A 25452-nucleotide genomic window follows, 5' to 3' on the forward strand; every position below is an offset into this window, starting at 1 on the left:
GGCTTGCGTTTGGCGGGTTTTATGCAAGATTAGAAATTATGGATAAGGCCCAGGGTCCAAATTCATGTACAGCCGTATACGCCTGTACATGAGCTTGAACCCTAGACATTGACCATGCCTTGTGGCTTGTTACGACAAAATGATCAGAGATGAAAGAGAAGAGGCAGATAGATGCTTGCTGTTGTGTCCCCGGCAAAGAAACTGGATTTCGAAACAGACGCGCCAGAAATGGCTGTTTCCCAACCTGTGTTTCTCGATGACACCGAGGAGCTTATTGAAGTTGCTCGCAAAAAAAGCCGTCGCGATTTGATGAAGCTGATGGGAATCAGTGAAAATCTGGCTGACCTCAATTATCAGCGCTTTGCCCATTTCTCACGGCCTTTTGATCGCACCAATGCCAAACCGGCGGTGTTTGCATTTCGCGGAGATACCTACATCGGGCTTGATGCCGATACCATGAAGGCCAAGGATATCGACTGGGCCGAAGATCATTTTCGCATGCTTTCGGGGCTCTATGGCCTGCTGAAACCGCGTGATTTGATGCAGCCTTATCGCCTTGAAATGGGTACAAAGCTTGCCAATGCACGCGGCAAAGACCTGTATGCCTTCTGGGGCGATAAAATTGCCCATGAGATTAACCGCCTGACCGATGGCCACAAAGACCGCAGCCTGATCAATCTGGCATCGAACGAATATTTCAAGTCGGTCAAGACCAAAACCCTTGAAGGGCCGGTCATTACCCCGGTCTTCAAGGAGGTCAAAGCCGGGGTTGCCAAGGTTATTGGGTTTTCGGCAAAGCGTGCACGCGGTATGATGGCGCGCTTTATGATCGATAATCGCCTTGAGACCCCCGAAGGTCTTAAGAAATTCGCGGTAGATGGCTATGGCTATCAGGATGATCTTTCGACAGAAACCGAGTGGGTCTTTACCCGCGTTCACGACTGATAACAAACAAGACTGGCAACAAATTCGGTGACAGAAATGACCGACGAGCATCTTGAACAGCTCGAGGAAGAAAACCACTTGCCCGAGGCACACCCGTTCTCTGGCTATTTGCGGACTTTCTTCCGCGGGCCGGGCCGCTCACGCAGCCTGACCCGCGAAGAGGCGTTTGACGCCTTTTCAATGATCCTGCGCGATGAGGTCGAACCGATCCAGCTTGGCGCGTTTTTGCTGATGCTGCGCTATCGGGCTGAAACCCCCGACGAACTGGCCGGGATGATTGAGGCCGTGCGCAAGGCCGCACGCCTTGATGCCGACGATGGCCCTGAAGCCGAGGCAGAAGGCCGTCCCATGCTGGATTGGCCGTCCTATGCGGCGGGTCGGTCGCGTGGCTTGCCGTGGTTTGTTCTTTCCGCACTTCTTTTGTCGAAAAACGGCGTGCCGGTCCTGATGCATGGCTATAATTCGCATCTTGTGAATGGTGTCGGCACTGAAACAGCGGTCAAGGCACTTAAATTGCCGGTGGCGATGTCTGCCGAAGAAGCCCGGTCTGACATCGCGTCACAAGGGTTTGCGTATCTTCCGCTGCGCCACATGCATCCGAAATTGCAGGAACTGATTGGTCTGCGGCCGCTGTTGGGGTTGCGCAGCCCGGTCAACACCTTGTTGCGTCTGTTAAACCCGCTGCAGGCACGCGCCGCATTCCTTGGCGTATTTCACCCGGCATTTCTTGATGTCCATCGTGAAACCGGAAAACTGCTTGATCTGCCGCGTATTGGCGTGATCAAGGGCGGTGGCGGGGAGGCCGAACGCACCCCGTTCAAACATGTCGATTTGCGTATGCTCGATAATGGTGAACTCGGGGATGTGCGCTGGCCTGCCTTGCTGCCCCGGACCGAAAAAGACATCGAAGAACAAAGCCCGGTAACCTTGAAGCATTTTTTCGATGTCTGGCGGGGCGATGTCGATGATGCGCCTGCGATTGCACGCATCAAGGGCAGTGCCGCCATGGGCGCGTTCCTTGCCGGTAAGGCCGATTATATCGACGAGGCCGAAACGCTGATCGATGGCTGGTGGGATGCGCGCGACAAAAATGTCGGGTAGGGCGTTTTGATCTGACCCTTATGTCGTCACGCACGGCACCAGAAAGAAATCAAAAAGGGACGGTTGCCGTCCCTTTTTTCATGCTCAGAACGAAGAATTCGGTTCTTTAAGAAACGCCAGTTCGTCATCCGTTGACGTCCGGCCCAGAATATCATTGCGGTGCGGGTAGCGACCAAAACGGTCAATGATTTGCTTATGCTTGATTTCAAATTTCAGGTTGTTTTCAAGGCCGGGCTGATCAAACAGTTCCATCGCAATGTCATGCATTGCCTCGGATTCCGAGTGCATATAGGGCATATACAAAAATGCCCGTTCCTCGGGTTTTACAATCTTCTTGTCTGCCCCTGCGGCAATCGCTTCCTGTGCCAGAACAAGGGCAAGTGTATCGGTGGCAAAGGACGCTGGACTGTCGCGAAACATGTTGCGTGAAAACTGATCAAGCACAATGATTTCCGCCAGACGCCCATGGGCGGTTTTACGCCAGCGATAAAATTCCCCCGCACTGGCCGCCGCATGGAAATCGGCAAACCGTTCGGTAATATGACGGTCAAGCGCAAGGTCCTTGATAAACCATTGTTTCTGTTCGAGTTCCTTGAACCAGAAAACCAGAACTGTTTCAGGTGTCATAACGCATCCGCCCCTTATTCTTGAGATTGTGGGTGTTGAAGTTTGGCTGATCTTAGGGGGGCAGGCGCGTAACGTCGAGTTTTCTGCGGACGTATGACGAAATATTTAAAAGTATGAATTGTAATGGTTGACACCCCATCACCGCCGATGGATTATGACGATGTCTTGGGTGTCGATCTTACTGATCGGCTTAAAAGGGAACGTGGTGCGTTTTGGGAAAGTCCCTTAAGCAATGCCACGGCTGCCCCCGCAACTGTAAGCGGTCTTGAGCGTTACACATGCCACTGGTGATGACCGGGAAGGCGTAATGTTCTGAAAACCGCGAGCCAGGAGACCTGCCTTGGACCATCAGCCACACATTGGTTGATGTGAAACTGTTGGACGCCGGGGTGAGCGTCAGGTTGCAGGGAAAATGCGGTTTCTTTATCGATCCGGACATCTGCTTCCAGCCATCCTATCGTTCTTGTCCTAACCCTGTGCGTTGGTATTTGCCTTACGCACATCGTTTTTGGAAGAGACGATACCATGTTGAAAACGCCTTTAAGGCTTGCTGTCGCAGCAGTCTGTACTTTACTGGCCTCTGGCTCTGCGCAGGCGCATTTCCAGTTGGCCTATACGCCGGAAGTAAACATCACCAAAGCCGGTGATCACGCCGTCAAACTGATTTTCTGGCACCCGTTTGAAAACGGCCACGTCATGGATATGGGCGAACCGCTTGAGTTTTATGCGGTGCATCGCGGTGAAAAGATTGATTTAAAATCAACGCTTTCCGAGGTTATCTTCAAGGGATCTGAAAACAGTGCCAAGGCATATGACGGCACACTGACGCTTAAACGCAGTGGCGATTACGTCATGGTGGTGGTGCCCGAGCCATACTATGAGGAAAGCGAAGACATCTATATCCAGCAGATCACCAAATCCTACGTCAACCGCAATGAAATCCCGACCGACTGGATGGATGCGCAAGGGGTGAAAACCGAAATTCTGCCGCTTAATCGCCCGACCAACATTGTTGCCGGATCGACCTTCACCGGCCGTGTTTTGTCCGAAGGCAAACCTGCCGCCGGGGTCGAGATTGAAATCGAATACATGGCCGCCGAACCTGATATGGCCAACAACCAACCGCAAGAACCAACCGCGTCCCCGATGCCGGGCGGTGCGATTGTCGCCATTTCCGATGACAATGGGTATTTCACGTTCGGCGTTCCCAAGGCCGGTTTTTGGGGATTTGCCGCGCTGGGCAGTGGTCCTGATAAAGAATATCAGGATAAAGAACTTTCACAGGATGCAGTCCTGTGGGTTCGCGCCTATGATGTGAAATAGGTGTAGGGAAAAATTAGATGCATATCGTTGACGGGGCACTGGCTCCTGAAGTTTTGATTGGCGGGGGTGTTCTTGCCGTTGCGGGCCTCGGTCTTGGCCTGCGAAAACTGCCGATTGATAAAATTCCGGCAACCGGCGTGCTGTCGGCAACCTTCTTTGTCGCATCCCTTATTCATGTGCCGGTTGGTCCAAGCAGTGTGCATTTGATCATGAGCGGTCTGGCCGGGCTTGTGCTGGGCTGGACCGCGTTCCCCGCCTTGTTTGTTGGCTTGTTGTTGCAGGCGGTCTTCTTTGGCTTTGGCGGCTTGACAGTTCTCGGCGTCAATACCGTCAATATTGCACTGCCTGCGGTGCTGATCGGGTTGACGTTTCGTGGTTTGGTAACACGAAGTTCACCGACAATCGCCGCCATTTGGGGCGGGATTGCCGGGGCGTCTTCGATCGCGGTAACGACCGTCTTTGTGGCGATCTCATTGGGGCTTAGTGGCGAGGGTTTCGTACCCGCCGCGAAGCTTGTGTTCTTTGCCCATATCCCGATCATGATCATCGAAGGCCTGATTTCAGCCGCTGCCATTTACCTGATTTGCAAGGTAAAGCCGGAACTGATGCGGGCTTCTGACTCTGCTTATGACCGGGTCTATGATGATGCGCCGTACCCAATCACCACTGGACAAACCGCACAAGTGACACCGGCGACGAGCGAGGCCAATAATGGCTAAATCTCTGTCAGTTCTGGCCGTTACGGTGCTCCTTTTGGCTGCCGCAACCGGACAGGCACAGGCCCATAAGGTGATCGCGTCTGTTTTTGCCAGTGGCACCGATATCGAAGGTGAAATCGGCTTTTCCAATGGCGACATGGCCGCCGACACAGTGGTTGAGGTGTTCGACGAACAGGGCAATAAACTTGGTCAGACCAAAACCGACAGTGACGGCTTTTTCACCTATACGCCGACAAGCCAGGTAAACCATGTCTTTCGCGCCGATCTTGGTGCGGGCCATATTGCCAAGACTGTCTTTGATATTTCCGAAATGTCATCGGTTCTAACGGGCGATCAGCTTGCGCAAAACACAGGTGAACCGGCCAAAGGGACCGGCGATGGCCCCAATACGGTTCCCGGAGATGTTGCAATCACCCAGCAACAGGAAATCTTGATTGCCGCCATCGTGCGCGATGAATTGCGCCCGCTACGCCGCGAAATCACCGCCTATAAGGAAAAGAATGACTTTCAATCGATTCTTGGCGGGATTGGCTATATATTCGGGTTCTTCGGAATTGCCTATTACATCGCAGCACGCCGTCTGAGAGCCAAAGATAAACAAGCATGAGCCATCTTTTCGGGCATGACCAGCCATTGGGCGTACAGGCAAGCGGCGGCACTGCGCCGTCGTTTGTCGGATCATTTGATCCGCGTGTGCGCGTGGTGGCGGCAGGCCTGTTTGCTGTGATGGTGGTGGCCTTACATCAGGTTGAATTTGCCTTTGGCGCATTTCTGCTGGCCCTCGGGACTGTGTTTCTGACTGATCTTCCCCTGCGCCTGACCTTAAAACGCATGGCGGCGATGGATGGCTTTATCATTGTGATGCTGGTGATGTTGCCCTTTACAACACCCGGCACACCGATGTTTTCGCTGTTGGGGGCGGATGCCAGCAAAGAAGGCCTGATGCATGCGGTTTTGATCGGTGTGCGGGCCAATGCGGTTGTCCTGATGATGCTAAGCCTGCTGTCTGGCCTGTCGCCAGTAGCATTGGGGCATACTCTGTATCGCTTGAAATGCCCGGCGGCACTGGTGCATCTGATGATGTTCACGGTGCGTTATATTTCTGTGCTGCATGACGAATATCACCGTTTGCGCATGGCGATGAAGCTGCGCGGGTTTCGGGCGCGCAACACATTCCATACCTATCGCTCGATTGGCTATCTTTTCGGCATGTTGCTTGTCCGCTCCCTTGAACGGGCTGAACGCGTGCTTGAAGCCATGAAATGCCGTGGCTTTAGTGGCCATTTCCCGATGATTGATCATTTGGAATTCAAGGTCCGTGACGGCATGCTGGCCGTTGGTTTTGGCGTCATAATTGGCGCACTTGTCCTGTTGGATCGAATTTATGTCTTCGCTTATTGAACTCAACGATATTTCGTATGGCTATCGGTCCGGGCAAAAGGTGCTTGATCGTGTCAGTCTGACCCTTGATGCCGGGGAACGGCTTTTTATCACCGGTCCGAACGGGGCAGGGAAAAGCACGCTTTTGCGTATTCTGGTTGGCCTGATTAAACCGCATCATGGTCGGATATCGGCATTTGGTCAGCCGCGTGTTCAGGAAGCCGATTTTCATGATTTGCGCTGCCGGGTTGGGTTCATCGTGCAGGACCCCGATGATCAGCTATTCTGTCCAACTGTGGTCGAAGACATCGCCTTTGGTCCGCTCAACCTTGGCGCCAGCCGCGATGAGGCATTGGCGATTGTTGATGAGGTTCTCGATCAACTGCATCTGCGGCATTTGCGTGAACGCATCACCCATGAACTATCTGGCGGTGAAAAACGGCTGGTGTCGGTGGCGGCTGTTTTGGCCATGCGCCCCGATGTGCTGCTGCTTGATGAGCCAACTAATGCGCTGGACGAAGAAAACCTCGAGCGGCTTGAAGAAATCCTGAGGGGCCTGCCGCAGGCCATGATCCTGATTTCCCATGACCCGCATTTCCGCCGTAAACTGGCCACCCGGACACTTGAACTGCGCGGCGGTAAGCTATCAGATCGTACTGCCCGAAAATGCAGTGCCGCTGATCGTGGACACGACACAGTCAATGCCAGCGCCAACGCCAACGCCAACGCCAACGCATCTGCCGCCCTGTAAGTTTTGATGAATGGTTTCATCCATGTCGCCATTTTCCGTTTCCGCCTTTCGCCATTTGTTTGGCGCACAGATCACGTCCCTTGTGGGAACGGGGCTGACAACGGTTGCACTGTCGCTTCTGGCATTTGATCTTGCCGGGGAGGACGCCGGGCTTGTTCTGGGCTCTGTTCTGGCGCTTAAAATGGTGGCGTATCTTTTGATTGCGCCGGTCGCGGGCGGTATTGCCCATCGGGTACCGCGCCGGGCGTGGCTGGTCGGTTTGGATGTGCTGCGCGCCGCAATCGTTCTCTGTCTGCCGTTCGTTGATCAAATCTGGCAGATTTTCGTTCTGGTGTTTGTCATCAACGCGGCATCGGCCGGTTTTACACCGGTGTTTCAGGCCATCATTCCCGACATACTTGATGACGAAAAAACATATACCAAGGGGCTGTCCTATGCCCGGTTTGCCTATGACCTTGAAAACCTTGCCAGTCCGGCAGTCGCCGCGGCCTTACTGTTTGTCTGGCAATTTGACAGCCTGTTTATCGTCAATTGCCTGACCTTTGTTGTCTCCGCCATCCTGATTGTTAGCGCTAACATCCCCGCTGCGGCTCAGACAGACCGGGTCGGCGGGTTTTATGAAAACACGCTGTTTGGCTTGGTGGCCTATCTTAAAACGCCGCGCCTGCGGGGATTGCTTGCAGTTTATTTTGCGGTGTCATGCGTCGGTGCAATGATCATCGTCAACACCGTTGTTTTGACCCGGTCTGTGCTGGGCGGCAGCGAAATCATGACAACGGTGTTTCTGGCATGTGCCGGGGCGGGATCGATGTGTGCTGCCTTCCTGATCCCCAAGGTGATTGACCAGCTTGGCGAACGCAGATTGATGTTGTCGGGGATCGTGTTTGCCGCCGGGGCGATGCTGATCGGGGGCATCAACATGATGCTCGGCTTTGACAGTGCGGTTTTCTATGCCGTTCTGTGGGCCATTGCCGGGGCAGGGACGACATTTGCTCAAACACCGGGCGGCAGACTGGTGCAACGTTCGGCCGCAGTCGGCGATAAATCGGCGTTCTTTGCGGCAAACTTTGCGCTGTCGCATGGTGGCTGGTTGGTAGCCTATGCCATGGTCGGCTGGCTGGGTGGATTGGTTGATTTATCCGTTGCCTTTCTGGCGTCGGGCAGCATGGCGTTGCTGGGGGTCGGGCTTGCGGTGTCAGTTTGGCCGCGCAAGGATCCGCTGGAAATTCATCACAGCCATCCGGGGTTTTGGCATGACCATCCCCATGACCATCATGACCCGCACCATACGCATGCACACCCGGGAACGCAAACCCATGCGGCGAATGCCAATGATCATGCTGATGCGCATTCTGACGATGATCAACGCCATCGCCACGAACATTTCCACCCGCCGGTCACGCACAAGCATCGCTTTGTGATCGACAGCCATCACAGCCGCTGGCCGGTCGAAAGTGGCGAACAGGTCTAGTAACGCTTATGCCTTGCTCTGACGGCGCGCAACCACCCAGGCACCGACACCAAAAATCCCGATGATAATGCCGATCCCGCCCAGAATGTCAGACATGCGGACATCATTGCGATACGCATTGATCTCGGCGCGCAGTGGCCCGACCTGACGCGCAACCGCCCGGTTGATCAGGGCCGTCAAATCACCCTCAGACAGGCCCTTGATGCCGATATTGCCACTCCCTGCAATGGCCTCGGTACCTTCATCTGTGCTGGTCGGCGCAACCGTGGGGGCGGTATCGGCCAAGGGTGCCGCGTCATGCAGGGCGCTAACCGTGATGGCGTCGCCATCTTTTGCCTCGGGCAGGGTTTCTAAAAACTCGGTTTTGGGCAGTGCAAAACTTGCAATATGCCCATCCCCTGTATCGGCGAAAACGGCATAATCGGCCCGGTGGCTGACGCGCAGGGCAAAGTTACCATCGCTGTCGGCTGTGGTTGTCAAAAGGGCGGTGTCAGAACCATCCTTTAGCGTGACAGTCGCATTGCGCGCCCGCGTGCCGCCGGTAAAATAGACATATCCCTCAATCACTTCGCCGTCGCTGATCGCAAAGACATTTAAGTTATGCGCCTGTGCCACGCCAACCGGCAGAACAAGCAGCAAGGTCAGGAGACTTAAGAATTTGCGATAGGGTGAGGTCATCGAGATTGCCTGTTTCATGGATGTCGCAACGGAAAATGGCGGGCAGTGACCTGCCCGCATTTCACGCCAATCAGTTCATTGCGTCGGTTTTGACCCAGATCACACCACCACGCTCGACAGGAACTTGTTCTTCGCTGTTGGGCGCGGCCATCGTGCCGTCTTCGATCAATGCGGCAAACACCCACCAGCCATCCTTTGGCATGGCGTAATGGAAAATGCCGTTGGCATCGGCCTTAATCACCTGGGTGGCAAATGTCGCATTGGGTAAGGTGACACTGCCGTCATTGGCATATTCAACTTCGACCTCGGCAAACGGCACCGGATCGCCGTTGTGGCGCACCATTCCGGAAAACACATTGCCGGTCCAGATGCCATATGGCCGGGTCAGCGGTTCGATCTCGACCGGAAAACCGACCATCTGGTCCCAGTCTTCGCCTGCGTCAAAGGCATCAATGACGGTTTTGGTATATTGAATGATGTATTTACCTTCTGCCGGCTCAAAATATGGAACCGGCTCAAGGTAAAAGGCATATCCCCCCGGTGCCTTGATGGTCGTCTTGGCGTCAAATGCGCCCTTGCCATCCACCGTCTTGGTAGTCAGCGACGACATAAGGTCGGTTTTTTCCCCATTGTGCTGCACACCAAACTGCAACGGTGTGACCATTTCCATCGCCGGGCCATTGGTCATCGGATGGGTAAAGGTCAGATCGAATGTCACCTGCGTCCCGCTGTCCTGATCGACCACATTGGCCGACGGGATCATTTTCTGGAAATGCGCCTGCGCCGTGCCAACGACGGCAGTGCTAAAGACCAGAGTAAGGGCAAGTTTGGGTAAAAAGCCGCTGGGCAGGGACATTGTGCAATCCTTTGTTATGAAGTCTTTTACGCGAACAATTTCAGATCGTTCTATGCCCTTTGAAATAAAGTAAGTCATACAAAAACGCAAAAGGTATGAATCGTTATTTTGCAAGGTAGCCGTCATTGCCGCGCATCAATCACGCTTTGCATTCGGTGGTTTTACGGTATCGTGCTTGCAAAATCACAGGATGTGCTGCGAAAAGGGAATTGTATGAGGATTGTATATGTGTCGCCAAACGCGCAGGAATGCTGGATTGACGCCGCATGGCGACCGACCAAATCCCTTGATGTGGCGGTCAAGGACAGCATGCCGGGCGACCTGCTACGGCTTGTTGCAGGGGATTACCCCCTTTCCGAGCCATTGGTCTTCCCGCGAAGCGGTCACGAAGGTGCCCCGATCATCCTGCGCGGGGATACCGGATCGCAACTAAAAGTGAATAATCAGCCAGATTATTCAGTTTCAGCGAATAATCCCGGACGCGACCGGTTCGCGGCATTTAAGCTGATTGACGTGGCTCATATCCGGATCGAGAACCTGTCGATCATCCGCTCCTGGCCAAGTGCGGTCTATATCGAAAACAGCCATGATCTATGCTTCACCGGGCTTGATATCACGGCGGGCACCTATGCGGTGTATGCCAACGGTGCCACAACGCAAGCTATTGAAGTTACAGAATGTTGTTGGACACAAGATGAAACCATCTGGCGCAGCATTCGCTGGGATGACATCCATGACAGCGATATTCACCCGGATGGAAAAGCCCCGTTTCGCTATCTCAATGGCGCGTTTTTCGGGGCCGATGACATCACAGGCAACGTCCTGATCGCGCGCAATGACATCCGTGATTGTTATAATGGCGTCCGGATGGATGTGTCCGCCGAAAACCTTGCTGCCCCCATCGGCAGTTTTAACCGCGACGTTCGAATTTTTGATAATAATTTCAGTTATATACGCGACAATCCGGTCGAACCTGAAGCCACCGCAGTTGGCTGGTGGATTGGGCGCAACCGGTTTTACAATTGCCACAAACTGTTTTCACAAGACGGTGTGCACGGCGGATTCTGGTACTATTTTGGCAATATCTGCTGGTTTGATAGCCGCCCGGGACCCGAAGGCGATGAAAATAACGGCGGGGCGGTGTTTAAGCTGGGTAAGGGCGGTTCAGTGCCGCAGCCTGACTTCATATCCGCCTGTTTTCACAACAGCTTTTTCCTGCGTCAGAAATACATCAAGAAGGGCACAACACGCGGTTTGATCAATGCGCGCAACGCGATTGAACATGCCGATCCATCTGCCTTACCAACCGACTTCATGCCAGCCGATCAGCCGTTTTTTGGCGATGCCGATGGCCTTCAACTGTCTGCATTGGGTCCTTTGCCGGTAACATTTTCCGGCGATCTTGCGAACCATGCGACCTATCCGGCCGTTTTTGACAGCTATCCGGGCGTGCTTGCCGATCCAAGACGTGCGCAAACGCCGCTTTTTGAGGATGGTTTGGCCGGGCGGTTTGATCTGCGCCGCGCATATCAGACACCATATGACAGCAACCTTGCGATCCCGATGCCCGATGGAACCGTTTGGACAGGTCATCAGGATCAGTGGCCCGGCGCGATCACAGATCGGAAACGCTATGAAGGACCGGATTTTGTTACCGTCAATCTTGAATATGTTCGCGAACTTTTAAACACGTAGGATTAAGACAGCGCCATAGATGGCCAGAACCACGACGTTGCCGTTAGGGCCGTCATCGGGCGTGTCATGGTGACGTAAGCGTAAATAGGTTGACTGGCATGTCCGAATGTTGCGATGGTGTCGTATGGTCTTTAACAAACAAGAAAAATCATGAACGATAAGCTTTATAGTATTACCGAGCTGGCCGAAGAGTTTGACATCACGCCGCGCGCAATCCGTTTTTACGAAACCAAGAACTTGCTTGCCCCGCAGCGTGCAGGAGCCACCCGCGTATACAACTACCGTGACCGGGCGCGTTTGATGCTGGTTTTGCGCGGCAAACGGCTTGGCTTTTCGCTTGAGGACATCAAGGAATACATCGATCTTTATGATGCCGAGCGGAGCGGGACCGAGCAACTAGCGCATTTGATGCTGGTCGGGCGTCGCCGTATTTCCGAGCTTGAACAGCAGCTTGATGATGTTCAAACAACGCTGGGTGAACTCCGCAAGATTGAGCGTGAGGCGGCAGATGCCCTGACGCAAAAGGGCATCGATCCGGAAAAGGCGCTTTTGGATATCCGGTCTAAATTGGCGATGGAAACCGCATAAGCAGATCCAAGACAAACGCATTTAGCGATCTGTCCGATACGTAAAAAGCCCGGCATTTGAGCCGGGCTTTTATGTTTGGGCGGCAGTCTTTCTATTGCGGGTCACGCTGCAAGGGCAGGGTGACTTCAAAGACTTCTTCATCGGCCAGATACTTGCGGCTAAAGCCCAACTTTTCACACAGTGTCAGCATGCGCCGGTTGTTGGGGAGGACCTGACCAATAAAGGTTTCGGTACCCTTGCGGCGGCAAAACTCGATCATCTGTTCCATCAATACCCGGCCAAGACCACGCCCCTTGATGTCGGAGCGCACCATCACGGCGTATTCGGCATGTTCGTTGTTCGGATCAATCACAACCTGCACCATGCCGTGGATTTGGCCCTTTTCCGGGCCATCGGGTACGATGGCGAGAAACGCCATGTCACGGTCGTAATCAAGCTGTGTCTGGCGGGCCATTTCGGAATGGGGCAACTCACGCACCGACCCGAAGAAACGGAAATGAATGTCTTCGGGGGTGAGTTTTGACATGAACTCATAGTGCGCCGGTTCGTCTTCTGGTTTGATCGGACGCAGCAAATAGGTCGTGCCGTCATCAAGCACCAGTTCCTTTTTCAGGTGCCGTGGATAGGGATGAATGGCCAGACGCTTATCATCGCTGATGACTTTTGGTGTGACCTTAATCCGCGCATCAAGGGCGATGACACCGTCCTTATCAGCGAGCAACGGGTTCATATCAAGTTCGAGGACTTCGCCAAGGTGCACCACAAGCTGTGACAGCTTGACCAGCGTCATATAGAGGTCTTCAAGGTTGACCGCCGGGACGTCGCGGTAACCTTTCAGGAGGTTATAAATCCGTGTGCCTTCAACAAGTTCGCGGGCAAGCTTCATGTTTAACGGTGGCAGAGCCATCGCGCGGTCACGCACGACTTCGACTTCAACCCCACCATGACCAAACAGGATCACCGGGCCAAAAATCGGATCGGTGGTCATGCCAACAATCAATTCGCGCGCACCGGATCGCTTGACCATTTCCTGTACGGTAAAGCCGCGAACCCGCGCGGTCGGGAAGGTCTTTTCAACGGTACGCAGCATTTTGGTCGCCGCGGTTTTAACCTCGTCACTGCTGTCAAGGTTGAGCGCCACACCCCCGATATCTGATTTATGGCTGATGTCATCTGACAGGATTTTAAGGGCAACCGGGTAGCCAATGTCGTCGGCCGTTTTGACAGCATCTTCGACAGAGGTGGCCGCGAGTGTTTTAACCGTTGGGATGCCGTAGCATTCCAAGACAGCCTTGGCTTCGGGTTCGGTCAGCATGTCGCGCCCGGCGTGAATGGCGGCATGAATGATTTGCCGGGCCTTGTCGATTTGCGGGGTAAAGTCGCGCGGCATCGAGGGCGGCGTTTCCATCAGCAGGTCTTGCAGTTTGCGGTAATTGACCATGTGCTGGAAGGCGGCGACGGCATTTTCCGGCGTGCGATATGTTGGAATGCCCGCGGCATAGAACATGTTGCGGGCTTCGGCGACGGTGGCTTCGCCGACCCAGTTGGTCAGAATGTTTTTCTTGCTGGTTTTAATAACGTCAATTACGCCCTGCGCGACTTCCACCGGATCGGTAATCGCGGTTGGGGCATGCATGACCAAAAGGCTGTCGATGTTGCTGTCTTTTAAAACGCACTCAATTGTTTTGGCATAACGCTCGCCCGGTGCATCCCCAATGATATCGACCGGGTTGGCGTGCGACCATGTGCTGGGCAAAACACCATCAAGTGCGGTGATGGTGTCGTCACTCAACTGTGCCAGATGGCCATGGCGTTCAATCAGGGCATCGACGGCCAAAACCCCGATGCCGCCACCATTGGTGACAATGCCAAGTTTATCGCCCCGGAACGGGCGCATGCGCGACAGTGTCTCGGCGGCTGAGAACATTTCGCTGACGGTGTAAACACGCAAGACACCCGCACGCTTGATCGCAGCATCAAACACATCATCCGCCCCGGCCAGCGCGCCCGTATGAGATGCGGCAGCCGCCGCACCCTCGGCAAAGCGGCCAGACTTGATGCATAGGATCGGCTTGTTGCGGGATGCGGCACGGGCGGCCGAGATAAAGCTTCGGCGTTCATGAATGGATTCGATATAAAGCATGATCGCACGGGTTTGTGGATCAGACCCGAGATAGTCGATGACATCGCCAAAATCGACATCGTCGCATTCACCCAAAGATATGAAATGCGAAAAGCCAATGCCGCGCGCGGCCGCCCAGTCAAGCACAGCGGTACACAGCGCACCGGACTGTGACACAAAGGCGATTTTACCATTTTCAATGCTTTGGTGGCTGAAGCTGGCGTTTAGACCAATGCCCGGAACCATAAGGCCGAGACAGTTCGGGCCAAGAAGACGCATTTTGCGGCTTGCGGCAATGTCGAGCATTGCCTGTTTGATGCTGCGCGTCTCATCAAAGGGTTCCGCGCCAAGCCCTGCGGTCAGGACAATTGCCGCAAGGCATCCTTTGTCGGCAAGGCATTCCATCGTTGGCACAACGGCCTTTGGCGGTACGCAAATAACCGCAAGTTCCGGTGTCACCGGCAGGCTGTTGACATCAGGGTAGGCCAGAACACCGCCAATCGATTGACTGTGCGGATTGACCGGCATGATCGGCCCTTTAAACCCACCAGCCAAAAGATTCCGCATCATCACTTGTCCCACAGAATGGGGGCGGTTTGATGCGCCAATGACGGCAACAGATTTGGGTTTAAACAAATGGTCGAGGTTGATCGTGCTCATGGCCGTGTTCCCGCGTTATGTCTGGGGCCGGTTCAGTGCATCCGCCAATGCGTCTATGGTCGTGACGGCGTTTTGACCGATGCTATTGTTTCAGCTGCGAGAGATTATGTCAGGCCAAATTATATTGATTTGCTTTGCATCAATAAAGCACTGAAGTCACAAAGTTTTTATGGAGTTGTCACATATCTGTCCGAGCGGGTCAGGTGCTACGTGTGCTCATCAGTGCATATGACCACGATGGCTGTCGTCGTCATAACGTTCCGATTGCTCGATCCATTGTTCGACTTCATCGGCACTTTGCATCGCCAGTGCGATTTCAAGATCATTTTGAACATGGGCAAGATTGTCAAACATCGGGCACCAGCCAAAGGCCTGAATGCGGGGATCGGTATTGGATGAAATCGTAAAGAGTTCACCGTCAATCGGATGAACCATGCCATGAATGACGTCTTGTTCACCGATAATCAACCAGCCCTGACTGGCACCAGACAGCGTGCCGAGCTTGACTTCACGCAGTTCAATTTTCACTGTTTTCATGGTGATGCGTTCCCGTAAGATCAGACGGCTAAAAACAAAAGGGACCGAACATAAAGTTCGGTCCCTTTTTAATTGGCTCCGGCAGCAGGACTCGAACCTGCGACCCAATGATTAACAGTCATTTGCTCTACCAACTGAGCTATGCCGGATCAGGTACTCACCCCGTTTCAAGCGCGTGGCAGGTGTATAATCAAACGACCCAAACCCTGCAAGACCTTTTTTACGAAAAAAGGGCCAATTCTTTGTCTTTTTGCGATTCTTCACCCCTATGACGCGCCGGGGTTAATCCGCTGACATTTATATGTCGAAATATGGTTGAAACCAATTAAGGAGGCGATGGCGCGACATCGTATTAACGATGGCACTTAAGGCTGTTTTTGCCTGAAGGAAGTGCTGTTAAGCACGTACCCTATGAATGCGGTGCCAAAGGCCGGGCATCGGCCCACTGTAGTTCAATTTGATCAAACCTGAATGTATAACTCACGGGGATATGCAGCACACATGCGCACGAACAAAGTCGGGTAGGGTGTGTTTTGAAACAGCAAAGCGCTGTTTTGGTCCAGAATGCAAAAAACCCCGGAACAAAGTTCCAGGGTTTTTTGGCTCCGGCAGCAGGACTCGAACCTGCGACCCAATGATTAACAGTCATTTGCTCTACCAACTGAGCTATGCCGGATCAGTGGAGGCGCGAGCCGGAATCGAACCGGCGTGCAAGGATTTGCAGTCCTCTGCGTAACCACTCCGCCATCGCGCCTTAGCGTTGGCTGGCCGGTGTATAGCCCCATCGAATACGACCCGTCAAGCACCCAATTCCAGATTTTTCGACCAGCGTGTTGATTTCATGCTCAAAACAGAAAAAAGCGCCCGGAAAGCAATCCCGGGCGCCTTGAATGACATCGTCATCGTTGTTGGCGATTGCGTGTTTATTTTTCCGTGCTGCTGCCAAAACGTTGCTTTAGCCATGGGGCGAGCTTGTCTTCGCGGTCTTTGCTTGGCGCGAAATCAAGGTTGGCAATCGTATCAAGAACGTTTTCAGCTTCGAACGGAAGGGTGACATTCGGGCCGTCGATTTTGATCTGACCTTTCGCGCCTTGCGGGATCGTTTCAGCCAGACTGACTTTTGTCCCACCGTTGGAAAGATCGATTGTCTGACCTTTAATGGACTTACTGCCAACGGTCACTGTAACGGCAAGCTGAACATCGAACCGCGGGTCTTGACGACGGTTAACTTCCGGCGTTGCCGTGCGTACGATTCGAACAAGTGTTTCACGAAGTTCGGCGATGCTTTCTTCGACTTCCTCGGCAATCTTGTTCATTTGTGCTGCACGTTTGAGGTTTTCCTGGGCTTCGCTTGCGACGTGCCCAATCTTTTCGGTTACCTCGTTGGAGGCTTCGGCGGTCTGGACAACGTTGCGCGCAATTTCCTGGGTTGCATCATCTTGCTGACGCACATTAATCGCGACGTTTGAGGCAACCTCATCAACCCGGCGGATGCTTGCCGTCATTTGCTGAACTGTAGAGACAACAGATCCGGTGACATTCTGAATTTCACCCAGCTGACGGGTGATTTCATCGGTTGACTTGGCTGTTTGATTGGCAAGGTTTTTGACTTCCTGGGCAACCACGGCAAAACCCTTGCCGGCGTCACCGGCGCGGGCCGCTTCGATCGTTGCGTTCAGCGCAAGCAGATTGGTTTGTGCCGCGATATCACCGATAAGCTCGGCAACCTCACCAATGCGGTCAACACTGTCTTTGAGTGAGCTTACTGTTTGTTCGGCACTTTCACCCGCCGCGTTGGCCTCTGCGGTAAGGGATGTTGCTTCTTCGATCTGGCGGGTGATTTCGCGGATGGATGCGGCGAGTTCTTCGGACGCGCCTGATACAGTTTCCGCGTTCGCCAGTGCTTCGTGGGCTGCTGCGGCAACACTTTCAGAGTTTGCCGATACTTTTTCTGACGATCCGGCCATCTGACCTGCGGATTCATTCAGGCGCTGGGTTTGGTCGATAATGGCCTGTACGACTTTTTGCAGTTCTTTTTCAACTGTTTCAGCAAGACCGCGCAAGGCGCCAACCCGCTGGGTGGCTGCTTTGCTTTCATTTTCTTCACGTTCGAGTTTTGCATAGCAAAGTTTGGCGTGCAGCGCGCGCAGTTGCTGTGTGACAGGTTTAAAATCGGTCACGGTCGGGAGATCAATCAGATGAGAGGTATCTGTTCGGGCAATGGCATCGAAATGTACTTCCATTGCTTCGAGCGGCTGGCGAAGCTTTCTGATTAACCATGCACCATAAATGACAGCCAGCGCAATTGCGAAGCAGACCAATACGAGTTGCAGAACCACAGTAAAGACGAACTGTTCTCCAGCATCGTCAACGTTGGTTGAGGCAATATCGTTTTGCAGAATTGACAGGTTACCGATCAGTTCCGTTAGCGGATCAATTTTTTGATAGAGTTCGTCCTTCACCAGTGCATCAAGAGCTGTTGTGTCCTTGTCTTCAAAAATACCGCGCAGACGGGCAATCAATTCATCCGCGACGGGGAGCATCTGTTTGATGTCGTTAACGATCGGGGCTTCGGTAGGGCCAAGATCGTGGGCAAGATATTTATCAAGGTTTTCCTTGATGCGGTTTTCAGCCAGATCAAGGCTTTCAATGCCTTCTTGCCAAGTGAAGTTGCCGTTTCGAACCTTATGAGAGGCATCGACGACAAAAACAGCATAGTCATCCGATATCTGTTTGAGCATGTTCAGCGGACGAATACGATCACTGTATAAGCTTTCCAGTGACTGTTCCGTTTTATACTCACCCCAGATGCCATATCCGCCAATCACTGCAATGAGTAAAACCATGGTGCCGAACGCCAAGGTCAGACTTCCTTTGATGCCAGCAAAGAATGTCTTGAACCGCGCTGCGGGGCCGGTTTCAACAATTTCACCTTGTTCAAGGCCGATGTTCTGTGCCGTGCCGTTGCGCAAGTCTGCATAGACTTGTTCAGCGCGTTTCTTGTCGGCTTCGGATGGTTTGGTCCGGATTGACACGTAACCCGAGACAGCACCATTTTCGATCATTGGGGTAACGTTGGCGCGGACCCAGTAATGGTCGCCATTTTTTGATCGGTTTTTGACGAGGCCCTGCCAGGGAAGGCCGGACTTGATGGTTTCCCAAAGGTTAGCGAATGCCTCTTTGGGCATGTCGCGATGGCGAACAGTGTTGTGTGGTGCGCCAATAAGTTCGTCTTCGTCAAAGCCGCTGATATCAACAAATGGTTTATTCGCAAATTGGATGCGACCGCCTGTATCTGTACCCGAAACAAGGATATCCTTGTCTTTCATCAGGACTTCGCGGTTTGTCACCTGCCCATTGTCACGCATGGTGTGGATGCCCCCTACAAAAATTATCAAGCGTCCCAACGGCACATCGTGGGAAACGTGATTGTGTCGTCGTTTGGCTGCTGTCACCAAACCTTGATTGGTATGGTGGTCAGTATATAATTACTATACTAACGGTTATTTTTATCAAGTGTAAGATCAGTTGCAAATTGTCATGTTGTTGCACGCAAATCGCTTTACAAGTCTGACATTCCTATATTTTGCAGCAAAACCGATGTGATTGAAGTTGGATGTAGGCCGCCAAAATTTCGAAATTTCGGCATCGGCTAAATTTTCGAAATTTGATGGGGTTGAATGCATGTTAGGCGCGCCGCGACGTACGTATATTGTGGTTTTTATTGCGCAATCGCTGCTTTGCCATTGATCGGATGTTGTCAGGTGCTTATGTGCTGACTATAAACAGGGCAATGATCGCAAGCGGCTTTGGGGACGATAAAGACGGTTGCGGTGTTTTTCTCGCGAGAATTTTCAGGTCAGATAAACATGGATTACCAAATCGCGCGCCATAACATGGTGGAAAATCAGGTTCGGACCAACAAGGTCACCGATCCCTTGGTCATTGCTGCGATGGAGGAAGTTCCTCGCGAACTGTTCCTGCCCGAAGCAAAACGCGGCGTTGCTTATGTCGACGAAGATATTGCCGTTGGCCGCGGTCGTTATGCAATGGAGCCGATGGTTATCGCGCGCCTGATGCAGTGTGCCGAAATTGCCGAGACGGATGTCGCCCTTATTATTGGTGCAGGCTACGGTTATGGCGCGGCACTTCTTTCACGTGTCGCAGAAACGGTTGTTGCTGTTGAAAGCGACAAGGATATGACCGCTTCGGCCGAGGCGACCTTCCAGAGTGCCAACTATGACAATGTCATTGTTGTCGAAGGCGATCTGGCTGCAGGGTACCCTAAGCAGGCACCTTATAACGTGATCGTGTTTGACGGTGCGGTAACGGAAGTTCCAGCAGGCGTTCTTGAGCAGGTTTCAGAAGGCGGTCGTCTTCTGGCGGTTGTGCGCGCCGAAGGAAAAGTCGGGATTGCGCGTCTTTATGAGCGCGAGAACGGTGTTATTGGTCATCGTGATTTGTTTGATGCCAACATCCCGTATCTTCCGGGATTTGAGCCGACCGAGAGCTTTGTGTTCTAATTTGATATTCGGAATGCCCGGCTTTGGTCGGGCATCTCTTTTTGCGTATGTACAACAGGTTGTCGTAAATGGTCCGAGACATAAGTTGTCGTGAACTTGCTGCCAGCCTTTCGGGTGAACAGCCTTTGGACGTGTTGGATGTACGTGAAGAGTGGGAAGTTGAAATTTGCATGATTGACCGTGCCCGGCATATTCCACTATCGGAGTTGCAGGTCAGGGTCGGGGAGTTGTCGCCAGAAAAACCACTGGCGGTGATTTGTCATCATGGCGTTCGCAGTCGCCATGCAGGCATGCTCCTTGAAGAATGTGGATTTAAAGATGTTTTTAATGTTAGTGGCGGTATAGATATCTGGGCGCTTGAAGTAGAGCCGGATATGACACGCTACGATTGATGGTCGTGACGACGGAAAAAAGAGGCAAAATACTTTTTTTGGGTACAAGCGCCTCTTTTGTTGGAAATTTTTCGTTCCGTCGTTACCATACGTGAAACTGCGCCGGGGTCGGGACTTGGTGTTGGATTTTACAAGGGTAGATAAATGATAAAACGGTTCTTGCTGACCTGCAGTATTTTGGCAACCGGGGGACTGGTTGCGCATGGCGCATCTGCAGAAAGCCTCGAGGACGCTCTTATTAAGGCATACCAGAGCAACCCGACACTTGAATCCGGTCGTGCTGCCTTGCGCTCGACCGATGAAGAAATTTCGCAGGCGCTGTCGAACTGGCGTCCCAGCGTGTCGCTGAATGGTGATGCCGGTCTTCGTGAAAACGAAACGGAAGTCAACGGGACGGAGACGGATAACAGTCTCACACCTTATACCGTTGGTCTGAATGTGACGCAGCCGCTGTATCGTGGTGGGCGGACGACTGCTGAAACCGACCGTGCAGAATCGCGTATTCAAGCGCAACGTGCGTCGCTTCGCTCGACCGAGCAGGATGTGATGTTGCAGGTCTCAACGGCGTATTTCAATGTGCTGCGTGATACTGCTGTTGTTGAACTGAACCAGAACAATACGCGCGTTCTTGATCGTCAGCTTGAGGCGACCCGTGATCGTTTTGAAGTTGGTGAAGTGACACGTACGGACGTATCGCAGGCCGAGGCACGTCTTGCCGGGTCCAAAGCCGATCTGATTTCCGCACAGGGTGCATTGGCAAATACGCGCGCGCAGTATGAGCGTCTGGTGGGGAACCCGCCGTCCAATCTTGAAATTCCAAACTCGCTTGCGGGCTTGCCGACCAGTGTTGCCGATGTTTTGGCAATTGCACAGGATCAGCATCCTGATGTGTTGCAGGCCATTTATACCGAAGAAGCAGCAAAATCAGATATCAGTTTGAGCGAAGGTTCGCTGTATCCGGAAGTCAGTCTTTCGGCTGGTGTCGAACGTGCATATGAATCCTCGACCGAGGATATGACCGTTGACAGTGCGGACATCATCGCATCGGTTTCGGTTCCGCTGTATCAGCAGGGGGCTGTTTATTCTTCTGTCCGTGCCGCCAAGCAGACCGCTGGTCAGGCGCGTGTGCAGGTGGATGAAGCCCGCCGGGCTGTGATTGAAAATGCGACCAGTGCGTGGGAAACGCTTGTGACTGCGCGTGCACGGATCGAGTCCCAGCAGGCGCAGGTTTCTTCGGCTGAAGTTGCTCTTGATGGTGTTCAGCGCGAAGCCTCTGTTGGGTCGCGTACGGTTCTTGATGTCCTTGATCAGGAACAGGAACTTTTGCAGGCACGTGTTGATCTTGTTGGATCGCGCCGTGATGCGGCCGTTGCCGAATTCCAGGTTAAGGCAGCCATGGGCGCATTGAATGCGCAGGTGCTTGGCTTGCCTGTGGATGTTTATGACACTGAGTCCAACTATAATAAAGTCAAGGACCAGTGGTGGGGAACAGACTGACCTGTTAGGGCGCCAGGACGGGATGCTTCTGTATCCCGTCCGCACCAGGGGACGGATTGGTCTGGGTAATGACACTAGTGCGGAAGTTTAATTATGAGTGACGGGCAACAAGAACCTTCAATGGAGGACATCCTCCAGTCCATCCGCAAAATTCTTGCCGATGAGGGGGATGAAGAAAAACAGGAAGCCGCTCCTGAACCCGAACCAACGCCAGAGCCGGAACCAGAACCGGAGCCCGAACCCGCGCCAGAACCCGAACCTGAGCCGGAAGAAGAAATTGACGAGCTCGTGCTTGATGAAGAGCCCGAAGAGCTTGAGTTTGACGAAGAGCCCGAAGAACTTGAACTTGACGAGCCCGAAGAAGAGCTTGAACTTGATGATATGCTCGATTTCGATGAGACTCCGCTTGATGACGAGCCGGAGCCTGATCCCTTCGAAGACGAGTTTGAAGAACCAGAGCCAGAGCCATCGATCCCGGCTGTCTATGATGACGAAGACGATGAAGAGCCGCTTATTTCCAATTTGACGGAATCAACGGCCACCGGGACCATTTCGGAACTGGCGCAAGCTGTTGCAAAGAAACGCGCAGTTGCTCTTGGGCTTAACGCAGGTCACATCACGCTTGAAGATTTGGTGCGCGATATGCTGCGCCCGCTTCTTAAGGAATGGCTTGACGAAAACCTGCCCTATATGATCGAACGCCTTGTGAAAAAAGAAATCGAGCGGATTGTGAACCGCGCCGAAGACTTGTAGGCGAGCCGATATTCGAATTTAAGCGGCGCGCCCAAGGTGCGCCGCTTTTTCTTTGTAAGATTGATGAAAACCCGCAGCGGACAAAAGACCATGTTGGAGAAGACCTACAGCCCGGCCGACGTTGAAGGCAGACTTTACGATAAATGGGAAAAATCGGGGGCGTTTGCCAGCGATTCGGCGTCAAAAGCCGATCCCTATGTCATCATGATGCCGCCGCCCAACGTGACCGGTAGCCTCCATATGGGGCATGCGCTGACCTTTACGCTTCAGGACATTCTTGTGCGTTATAACCGTATGAACGGTAAAGATACCCTGTGGCAGCCCGGCACCGACCACGCAGGCATCGCAACCCAGATGGTTGTTGAGCGCCAGCTTGGCGAACAGAACGTGACGCGCCATGATCTTGGCCGTGAAAAGTTCATCGAAAAAGTCTGGGAATGGAAAGAACAGTCGGGTGGCACCATCACCAATCAGCTGCGCCGCCTTGGCGCGTCGCCTGATTGGCAGCGTGAACGTTTCACCATGGACGAAGGCCTTTCGGCGGCTGTGCGCAAAGTGTTCGTGACTTTGCACAAACAGGACCTGATTTACCGTGACAAGCGTCTGGTGAACTGGGATCCGAAGCTTCTGACGGCGATTTCCGACCTTGAAGTCGTTCAGAAAGAGGTCAAAGGCCATTACTGGCACTTCAAATACCCGATCGAAGGCCGGGACGGTGAGTTTATCACTGTTGCCACCACGCGCCCGGAAACCATGCTCGGCGATACCGGTGTTGCGGTTCATCCCGATGATGAGCGTTATCAGGACCTGATTGGTCAGTATTGCATTCTGCCAATCGTTGGCCGCCGGATTAAAATCGTTGCCGACGAATATGCCGATCCTGAAAAAGGGTCCGGTGCGGTGAAAATCACCCCGGCGCACGATTTCAATGACTTTGAAGTTGGCAAGCGTTGTGGCCTGGAAAAGATCAACATCCTTGATGACCATGCGTGCATCAACGACGAAGCACCAGAGGAATATCGCGGTCTTGACCGGTTCGAAGCACGCAAGCTTCTTGTCGCGAAGATGGATGAGCTGGGCCTGCTTGAGAAAATCGAAGACACCGTTCACATGGTGCCCTATGGCGACCGTTCAAACGTTGTGATCGAGCCGTATCTGACCGACCAGTGGTTTGTGAATGCCGAAGTTCTGGCCAAGCCGGCGACCGAAGCAGTTGAAGACGGACGTATTCGGTTTGTGCCGAAAAACTGGGAAAACACCTATTTCGAATGGATGCGCAACATCCAGCCGTGGTGTATTTCGCGTCAATTGTGGTGGGGACATCGTATCCCGGCATGGTTTGGCCCGGACGGCGAATTCTTTGTTGAAGAAACCGAAGAAGAAGCGATTGCGGCAGCCAAGGCCCATTACGGCAAAGACGTTGAACTGACCCAGGAAACCGACGTTCTTGATACGTGGTTCTCATCCGCCTTGTGGCCATATTCGACGCTTGGCTGGCCGGATAAAACCCCGGAGCTTGATAAATATTATCCGGGTGACGTTTTGGTGACCGGGTTTGACATCATCTTCTTCTGGGTTGCCCGCATGATCATGATGGGCATGCATTTCATGGATGGGAAAATCCCGTTCAAGGATATCTATATCCATGCGCTGGTGCGCGATGAAAACGGCCAGAAGATGTCCAAATCCAAGGGCAACGTCATCGACCCGCTGGAACTCATTGACGAATATGGCTGTGATGCACTGCGCTTTACCCTGACGGCTTTGGCCGCACAGGGGCGTGATATCAAGCTTGCGGCATCGCGGGTTGAGGGATACCGCAACTTTGCGACCAAGCTTTGGAATGCCGCACGCTTTGCCGAGATGAATGAATGCAAGCCGGTGGATGGTTTTGATCCGGCGAACGTGAAATCGACCCTTGGCCGCTGGATCGTTGGTAAAACGGTTGAAGCATCCAAATCGGTTGGTGCAGGTATTGAAGCCTACCGCTTTAACGAAGCAGCCAGCAGTGCCTATCAGTTCGTCTGGGGTTCTTTCTGTGACTGGTATCTGGAACTGGCCAAGCCGGTTCTGATGGGCGATGACGAAGAGGCCAAGGCCGAAATCCGTGCGGTCACCGCATGGGTTCTTGATCAGATCCTTCTGATTTTGCATCCGGTCATGCCCTATATCACTGAAGAACTGTGGGACAAGATTTCTGATAACCGCAGCAGCATGCTGATGTCGGCAAGCTATCCGAAGTTTGACGAGACCCTGATTGATCGGGCGGCCGAGGCCGAAGTTGATCTGTCGATCCGTCTGATCGGTGACATCCGTGGTGTGCGTTCTGAAATGAATGTACCCCCGGGGGCGGAGGTGCCGATCTATCTGGTGGATGCCACCGATGCGATGAAGGCTGCGGTAAGCGCGCAAGAAGCACAGGTTAAGCGTCTGGCGCGTGTTGCCGAAATCGGCTTCAAGGGGCAGGGCGATATCGAAGCCATCGCCAAGGGGGCCATCCAGACCGTGGTTGACGGTGTGACCGTGTTTGTTTCGGTTGCTGATTTCATTGATGTGGCGGCTGAAAAGTCCCGTCTGGAAAAAGAAATCCAGGGCAAGGCCAAATACATCAAGGGTCAGGAAGGCAAACTGTCGAATGAAAACTTCGTCAGCCGCGCGCCAGACCACATTGTTGCGACCGAAAAAGCCAAGCTTGAAGAAGCAAAAGATACGCTTGCCAAGCTGAACGAGGCATATGATCGTATTGCAGCAATGTAATGCGGCTTAAATAACGCGATGAAGAAGGGGCAGCCGAGTGGGGCTGGCCCTTTTTTCTTGGCTTGAATTGGCACCTT

Annotated in this window: 21 protein-coding genes, 3 tRNA genes and 1 riboswitch; of the genes, 15 read left to right on the forward strand and 9 right to left on the reverse strand. The window is 53.1% G+C overall.

Annotation, left to right across the window (positions count from 1 at the left end):
- The first annotated feature begins 171 nt into the window (after positions 1 to 171).
- Positions 172 to 945 carry a peroxide stress protein YaaA gene (gene yaaA, locus K355_RS0103520; RefSeq protein WP_022730732.1) on the forward strand — a complete coding sequence of 258 codons (774 nt, stop codon included), beginning with the start codon at positions 172 to 174 and terminating at the stop codon, positions 943 to 945.
- Between the two features lie 36 nt (positions 946 to 981).
- Entirely contained in the window at positions 982 to 2046 is a 1065-nt protein-coding gene (locus K355_RS0103525; RefSeq protein ID WP_022730733.1) for a glycosyl transferase family protein, read from the forward strand.
- 84 nt (positions 2047 to 2130) lie between these two features.
- On the opposite strand, the gene K355_RS0103530 is transcribed toward K355_RS0103525, so the two are convergent.
- Entirely contained in the window at positions 2131 to 2673 is a 543-nt protein-coding gene (locus K355_RS0103530; protein WP_022730734.1) for a DUF924 family protein, read from the reverse strand.
- Between the two features lie 151 nt (positions 2674 to 2824).
- A riboswitch (cobalamin riboswitch) is annotated at positions 2825 to 3030 on the forward strand.
- A gap of 168 nt (positions 3031 to 3198) precedes the next feature.
- On the opposite strand from K355_RS0103530, the gene K355_RS0103540 reads away from it, so the two are divergent.
- The 6 genes from K355_RS0103540 to K355_RS0103565 are packed head-to-tail and all read left to right on the forward strand — an operon-like array spanning position 3199 to position 8317.
- Positions 3199 to 3996: a DUF4198 domain-containing protein gene (locus K355_RS0103540; protein ID WP_022730735.1), complete on the forward strand. Its 798-nt coding sequence runs from the start codon at positions 3199 to 3201 to the stop codon at positions 3994 to 3996.
- 17 nt (positions 3997 to 4013) lie between these two features.
- Entirely contained in the window at positions 4014 to 4715 is a 702-nt protein-coding gene (gene cbiM, locus K355_RS23020; protein ID WP_022730736.1) for a cobalt transporter CbiM, read from the forward strand.
- Entirely contained in the window at positions 4708 to 5322 is a 615-nt protein-coding gene (locus K355_RS0103550) for a hypothetical protein (RefSeq protein WP_022730737.1), read from the forward strand. The genes cbiM and K355_RS0103550 overlap by 8 nt, the downstream gene beginning before the upstream one ends.
- Complete coding sequence (cbiQ, locus tag K355_RS0103555) at positions 5319 to 6116, forward strand: cobalt ECF transporter T component CbiQ (RefSeq protein WP_022730738.1); 798 nt, start codon at positions 5319 to 5321, stop codon at positions 6114 to 6116. The genes K355_RS0103550 and cbiQ overlap by 4 nt, the downstream gene beginning before the upstream one ends.
- The gene (locus K355_RS23025; protein ID WP_022730739.1) at positions 6100 to 6846 is read left to right on the forward strand and encodes an energy-coupling factor ABC transporter ATP-binding protein; all 747 of its coding nucleotides are present in this window, start codon (positions 6100 to 6102) and stop codon (positions 6844 to 6846) included. The genes cbiQ and K355_RS23025 overlap by 17 nt, the downstream gene beginning before the upstream one ends.
- 22 nt (positions 6847 to 6868) lie before the next feature.
- Entirely contained in the window at positions 6869 to 8317 is a 1449-nt protein-coding gene (locus K355_RS0103565; protein ID WP_028791283.1) for an MFS transporter, read from the forward strand.
- Between the two features lie 6 nt (positions 8318 to 8323).
- Here the strand turns inward: K355_RS0103565 and K355_RS0103570 are convergent, their stop codons facing one another.
- Entirely contained in the window at positions 8324 to 9013 is a 690-nt protein-coding gene (locus K355_RS0103570; protein ID WP_147250373.1) for a carboxypeptidase regulatory-like domain-containing protein, read from the reverse strand.
- 52 nt (positions 9014 to 9065) lie between these two features.
- Complete coding sequence (locus K355_RS0103575; RefSeq protein ID WP_022730742.1) at positions 9066 to 9851, reverse strand: DUF4198 domain-containing protein; 786 nt, start codon at positions 9849 to 9851, stop codon at positions 9066 to 9068.
- A gap of 213 nt (positions 9852 to 10064) precedes the next feature.
- Here K355_RS0103575 and K355_RS0103580 point away from each other — a divergent pair, with 213 nt between their 5' ends.
- Together K355_RS0103580 and K355_RS0103585 are read left to right on the forward strand one after the other, a co-directional pair.
- Positions 10065 to 11546 carry a hypothetical protein gene (locus tag K355_RS0103580; RefSeq protein ID WP_022730743.1) on the forward strand — a complete coding sequence of 494 codons (1482 nt, stop codon included), beginning with the start codon at positions 10065 to 10067 and terminating at the stop codon, positions 11544 to 11546.
- Positions 11547 to 11696: 150 nt separating this feature from the next.
- Positions 11697 to 12134 (forward strand): MerR family transcriptional regulator, encoded by a 438-nt coding sequence (locus K355_RS0103585; protein WP_022730744.1) that lies wholly within the window; start codon positions 11697 to 11699, stop codon positions 12132 to 12134.
- A 91-nt stretch (positions 12135 to 12225) separates the two neighbouring features.
- Here the strand turns inward: K355_RS0103585 and K355_RS0103590 are convergent, their stop codons facing one another.
- The 6 genes from K355_RS0103590 to K355_RS23030 all read right to left on the reverse strand — a co-directional run bounded on the left by K355_RS0103590 (position 12226) and on the right by K355_RS23030 (position 18821).
- A complete protein-coding gene (locus K355_RS0103590; RefSeq protein WP_022730745.1) occupies positions 12226 to 14916 on the reverse strand; it encodes a bifunctional acetate--CoA ligase family protein/GNAT family N-acetyltransferase in 2691 nt (896 codons plus the stop codon).
- A 219-nt stretch (positions 14917 to 15135) separates the two neighbouring features.
- Positions 15136 to 15453, reverse strand: coding sequence for a hypothetical protein (locus K355_RS0103595; RefSeq protein ID WP_022730746.1), 318 nt, complete (start codon positions 15451 to 15453; stop codon positions 15136 to 15138).
- A 73-nt stretch (positions 15454 to 15526) separates the two neighbouring features.
- Positions 15527 to 15602: transfer RNA gene (locus K355_RS0103600), tRNA-Asn, on the reverse strand.
- A 451-nt stretch (positions 15603 to 16053) separates the two neighbouring features.
- Positions 16054 to 16129, reverse strand: a tRNA-Asn gene (locus K355_RS0103605).
- Positions 16130 to 16133: 4 nt separating this feature from the next.
- Positions 16134 to 16207: transfer RNA gene (locus K355_RS0103610), tRNA-Cys, on the reverse strand.
- Between the two features lie 169 nt (positions 16208 to 16376).
- The gene (locus tag K355_RS23030) at positions 16377 to 18821 is read right to left on the reverse strand and encodes a methyl-accepting chemotaxis protein (protein ID WP_022730748.1); all 2445 of its coding nucleotides are present in this window, start codon (positions 18819 to 18821) and stop codon (positions 16377 to 16379) included.
- Positions 18822 to 19322: 501 nt separating this feature from the next.
- Between K355_RS23030 and K355_RS0103625 the strand changes: the two genes are divergently transcribed.
- From K355_RS0103625 to K355_RS0103645, 5 genes are all read left to right on the forward strand, one after another.
- Positions 19323 to 19976: a protein-L-isoaspartate O-methyltransferase family protein gene (locus tag K355_RS0103625; RefSeq protein WP_022730749.1), complete on the forward strand. Its 654-nt coding sequence runs from the start codon at positions 19323 to 19325 to the stop codon at positions 19974 to 19976.
- 68 nt (positions 19977 to 20044) lie between these two features.
- Positions 20045 to 20368: a rhodanese-like domain-containing protein gene (locus K355_RS0103630; protein ID WP_022730750.1), complete on the forward strand. Its 324-nt coding sequence runs from the start codon at positions 20045 to 20047 to the stop codon at positions 20366 to 20368.
- A gap of 144 nt (positions 20369 to 20512) precedes the next feature.
- Positions 20513 to 21865, forward strand: coding sequence for a TolC family outer membrane protein (locus K355_RS0103635; protein WP_022730751.1), 1353 nt, complete (start codon positions 20513 to 20515; stop codon positions 21863 to 21865).
- 93 nt (positions 21866 to 21958) lie between these two features.
- A complete protein-coding gene (locus K355_RS0103640) occupies positions 21959 to 22618 on the forward strand; it encodes a DUF2497 domain-containing protein (RefSeq protein ID WP_022730752.1) in 660 nt (219 codons plus the stop codon).
- 90 nt (positions 22619 to 22708) lie between these two features.
- Positions 22709 to 25375: a valine--tRNA ligase gene (locus K355_RS0103645; protein ID WP_028791285.1), complete on the forward strand. Its 2667-nt coding sequence runs from the start codon at positions 22709 to 22711 to the stop codon at positions 25373 to 25375.
- The last annotated feature ends 77 nt before the right edge of the window (positions 25376 to 25452 follow it).

It is taken from the genome of Thalassospira lucentensis MCCC 1A00383 = DSM 14000 (assembly GCF_000421265.1).
In the GTDB taxonomy this organism is placed as follows: domain Bacteria; phylum Pseudomonadota; class Alphaproteobacteria; order Rhodospirillales; family Thalassospiraceae; genus Thalassospira; species Thalassospira lucentensis.

Excerpts from the sequence above, each read along its gene's own strand:
- K355_RS0103575 (WP_022730742.1), bottom strand. The coding sequence starts at position 9,851 with ATGTCCCTGCCCAGCGGCTTTTTACCCAAACTTGCCCTTACTCTGGTC.
- K355_RS0103590 (WP_022730745.1), bottom strand. The coding sequence starts at position 14,916 with ATGAGCACGATCAACCTCGACCATTTGTTTAAACCCAAATCTGTTGCC.
- K355_RS0103625 (WP_022730749.1), top strand. The coding sequence starts at position 19,323 with ATGGATTACCAAATCGCGCGCCATAACATGGTGGAAAATCAGGTTCGG.
- K355_RS0103525 (WP_022730733.1), top strand. The coding sequence starts at position 982 with ATGACCGACGAGCATCTTGAACAGCTCGAGGAAGAAAACCACTTGCCC.
- cbiQ (WP_022730738.1), top strand. The coding sequence starts at position 5,319 with ATGAGCCATCTTTTCGGGCATGACCAGCCATTGGGCGTACAGGCAAGC.
- K355_RS23030 (WP_022730748.1), bottom strand. The coding sequence starts at position 18,821 with ATGCGTGACAATGGGCAGGTGACAAACCGCGAAGTCCTGATGAAAGAC.
- K355_RS0103565 (WP_028791283.1), top strand. The coding sequence starts at position 6,869 with ATGTCGCCATTTTCCGTTTCCGCCTTTCGCCATTTGTTTGGCGCACAG.
- K355_RS0103585 (WP_022730744.1), top strand. The coding sequence starts at position 11,697 with ATGAACGATAAGCTTTATAGTATTACCGAGCTGGCCGAAGAGTTTGAC.
- K355_RS0103530 (WP_022730734.1), bottom strand. The coding sequence starts at position 2,673 with ATGACACCTGAAACAGTTCTGGTTTTCTGGTTCAAGGAACTCGAACAG.
- K355_RS0103640 (WP_022730752.1), top strand. The coding sequence starts at position 21,959 with ATGAGTGACGGGCAACAAGAACCTTCAATGGAGGACATCCTCCAGTCC.
- K355_RS0103550 (WP_022730737.1), top strand. The coding sequence starts at position 4,708 with ATGGCTAAATCTCTGTCAGTTCTGGCCGTTACGGTGCTCCTTTTGGCT.
- K355_RS0103540 (WP_022730735.1), top strand. The coding sequence starts at position 3,199 with ATGTTGAAAACGCCTTTAAGGCTTGCTGTCGCAGCAGTCTGTACTTTA.
- K355_RS23025 (WP_022730739.1), top strand. The coding sequence starts at position 6,100 with ATGTCTTCGCTTATTGAACTCAACGATATTTCGTATGGCTATCGGTCC.
- K355_RS0103630 (WP_022730750.1), top strand. The coding sequence starts at position 20,045 with ATGGTCCGAGACATAAGTTGTCGTGAACTTGCTGCCAGCCTTTCGGGT.
- K355_RS0103595 (WP_022730746.1), bottom strand. The coding sequence starts at position 15,453 with ATGAAAACAGTGAAAATTGAACTGCGTGAAGTCAAGCTCGGCACGCTG.
- K355_RS0103645 (WP_028791285.1), top strand. The coding sequence starts at position 22,709 with ATGTTGGAGAAGACCTACAGCCCGGCCGACGTTGAAGGCAGACTTTAC.
- K355_RS0103580 (WP_022730743.1), top strand. The coding sequence starts at position 10,065 with ATGAGGATTGTATATGTGTCGCCAAACGCGCAGGAATGCTGGATTGAC.
- yaaA (WP_022730732.1), top strand. The coding sequence starts at position 172 with ATGCTTGCTGTTGTGTCCCCGGCAAAGAAACTGGATTTCGAAACAGAC.
- K355_RS0103570 (WP_147250373.1), bottom strand. The coding sequence starts at position 9,013 with ATGAAACAGGCAATCTCGATGACCTCACCCTATCGCAAATTCTTAAGT.
- K355_RS0103635 (WP_022730751.1), top strand. The coding sequence starts at position 20,513 with ATGATAAAACGGTTCTTGCTGACCTGCAGTATTTTGGCAACCGGGGGA.
- cbiM (WP_022730736.1), top strand. The coding sequence starts at position 4,014 with ATGCATATCGTTGACGGGGCACTGGCTCCTGAAGTTTTGATTGGCGGG.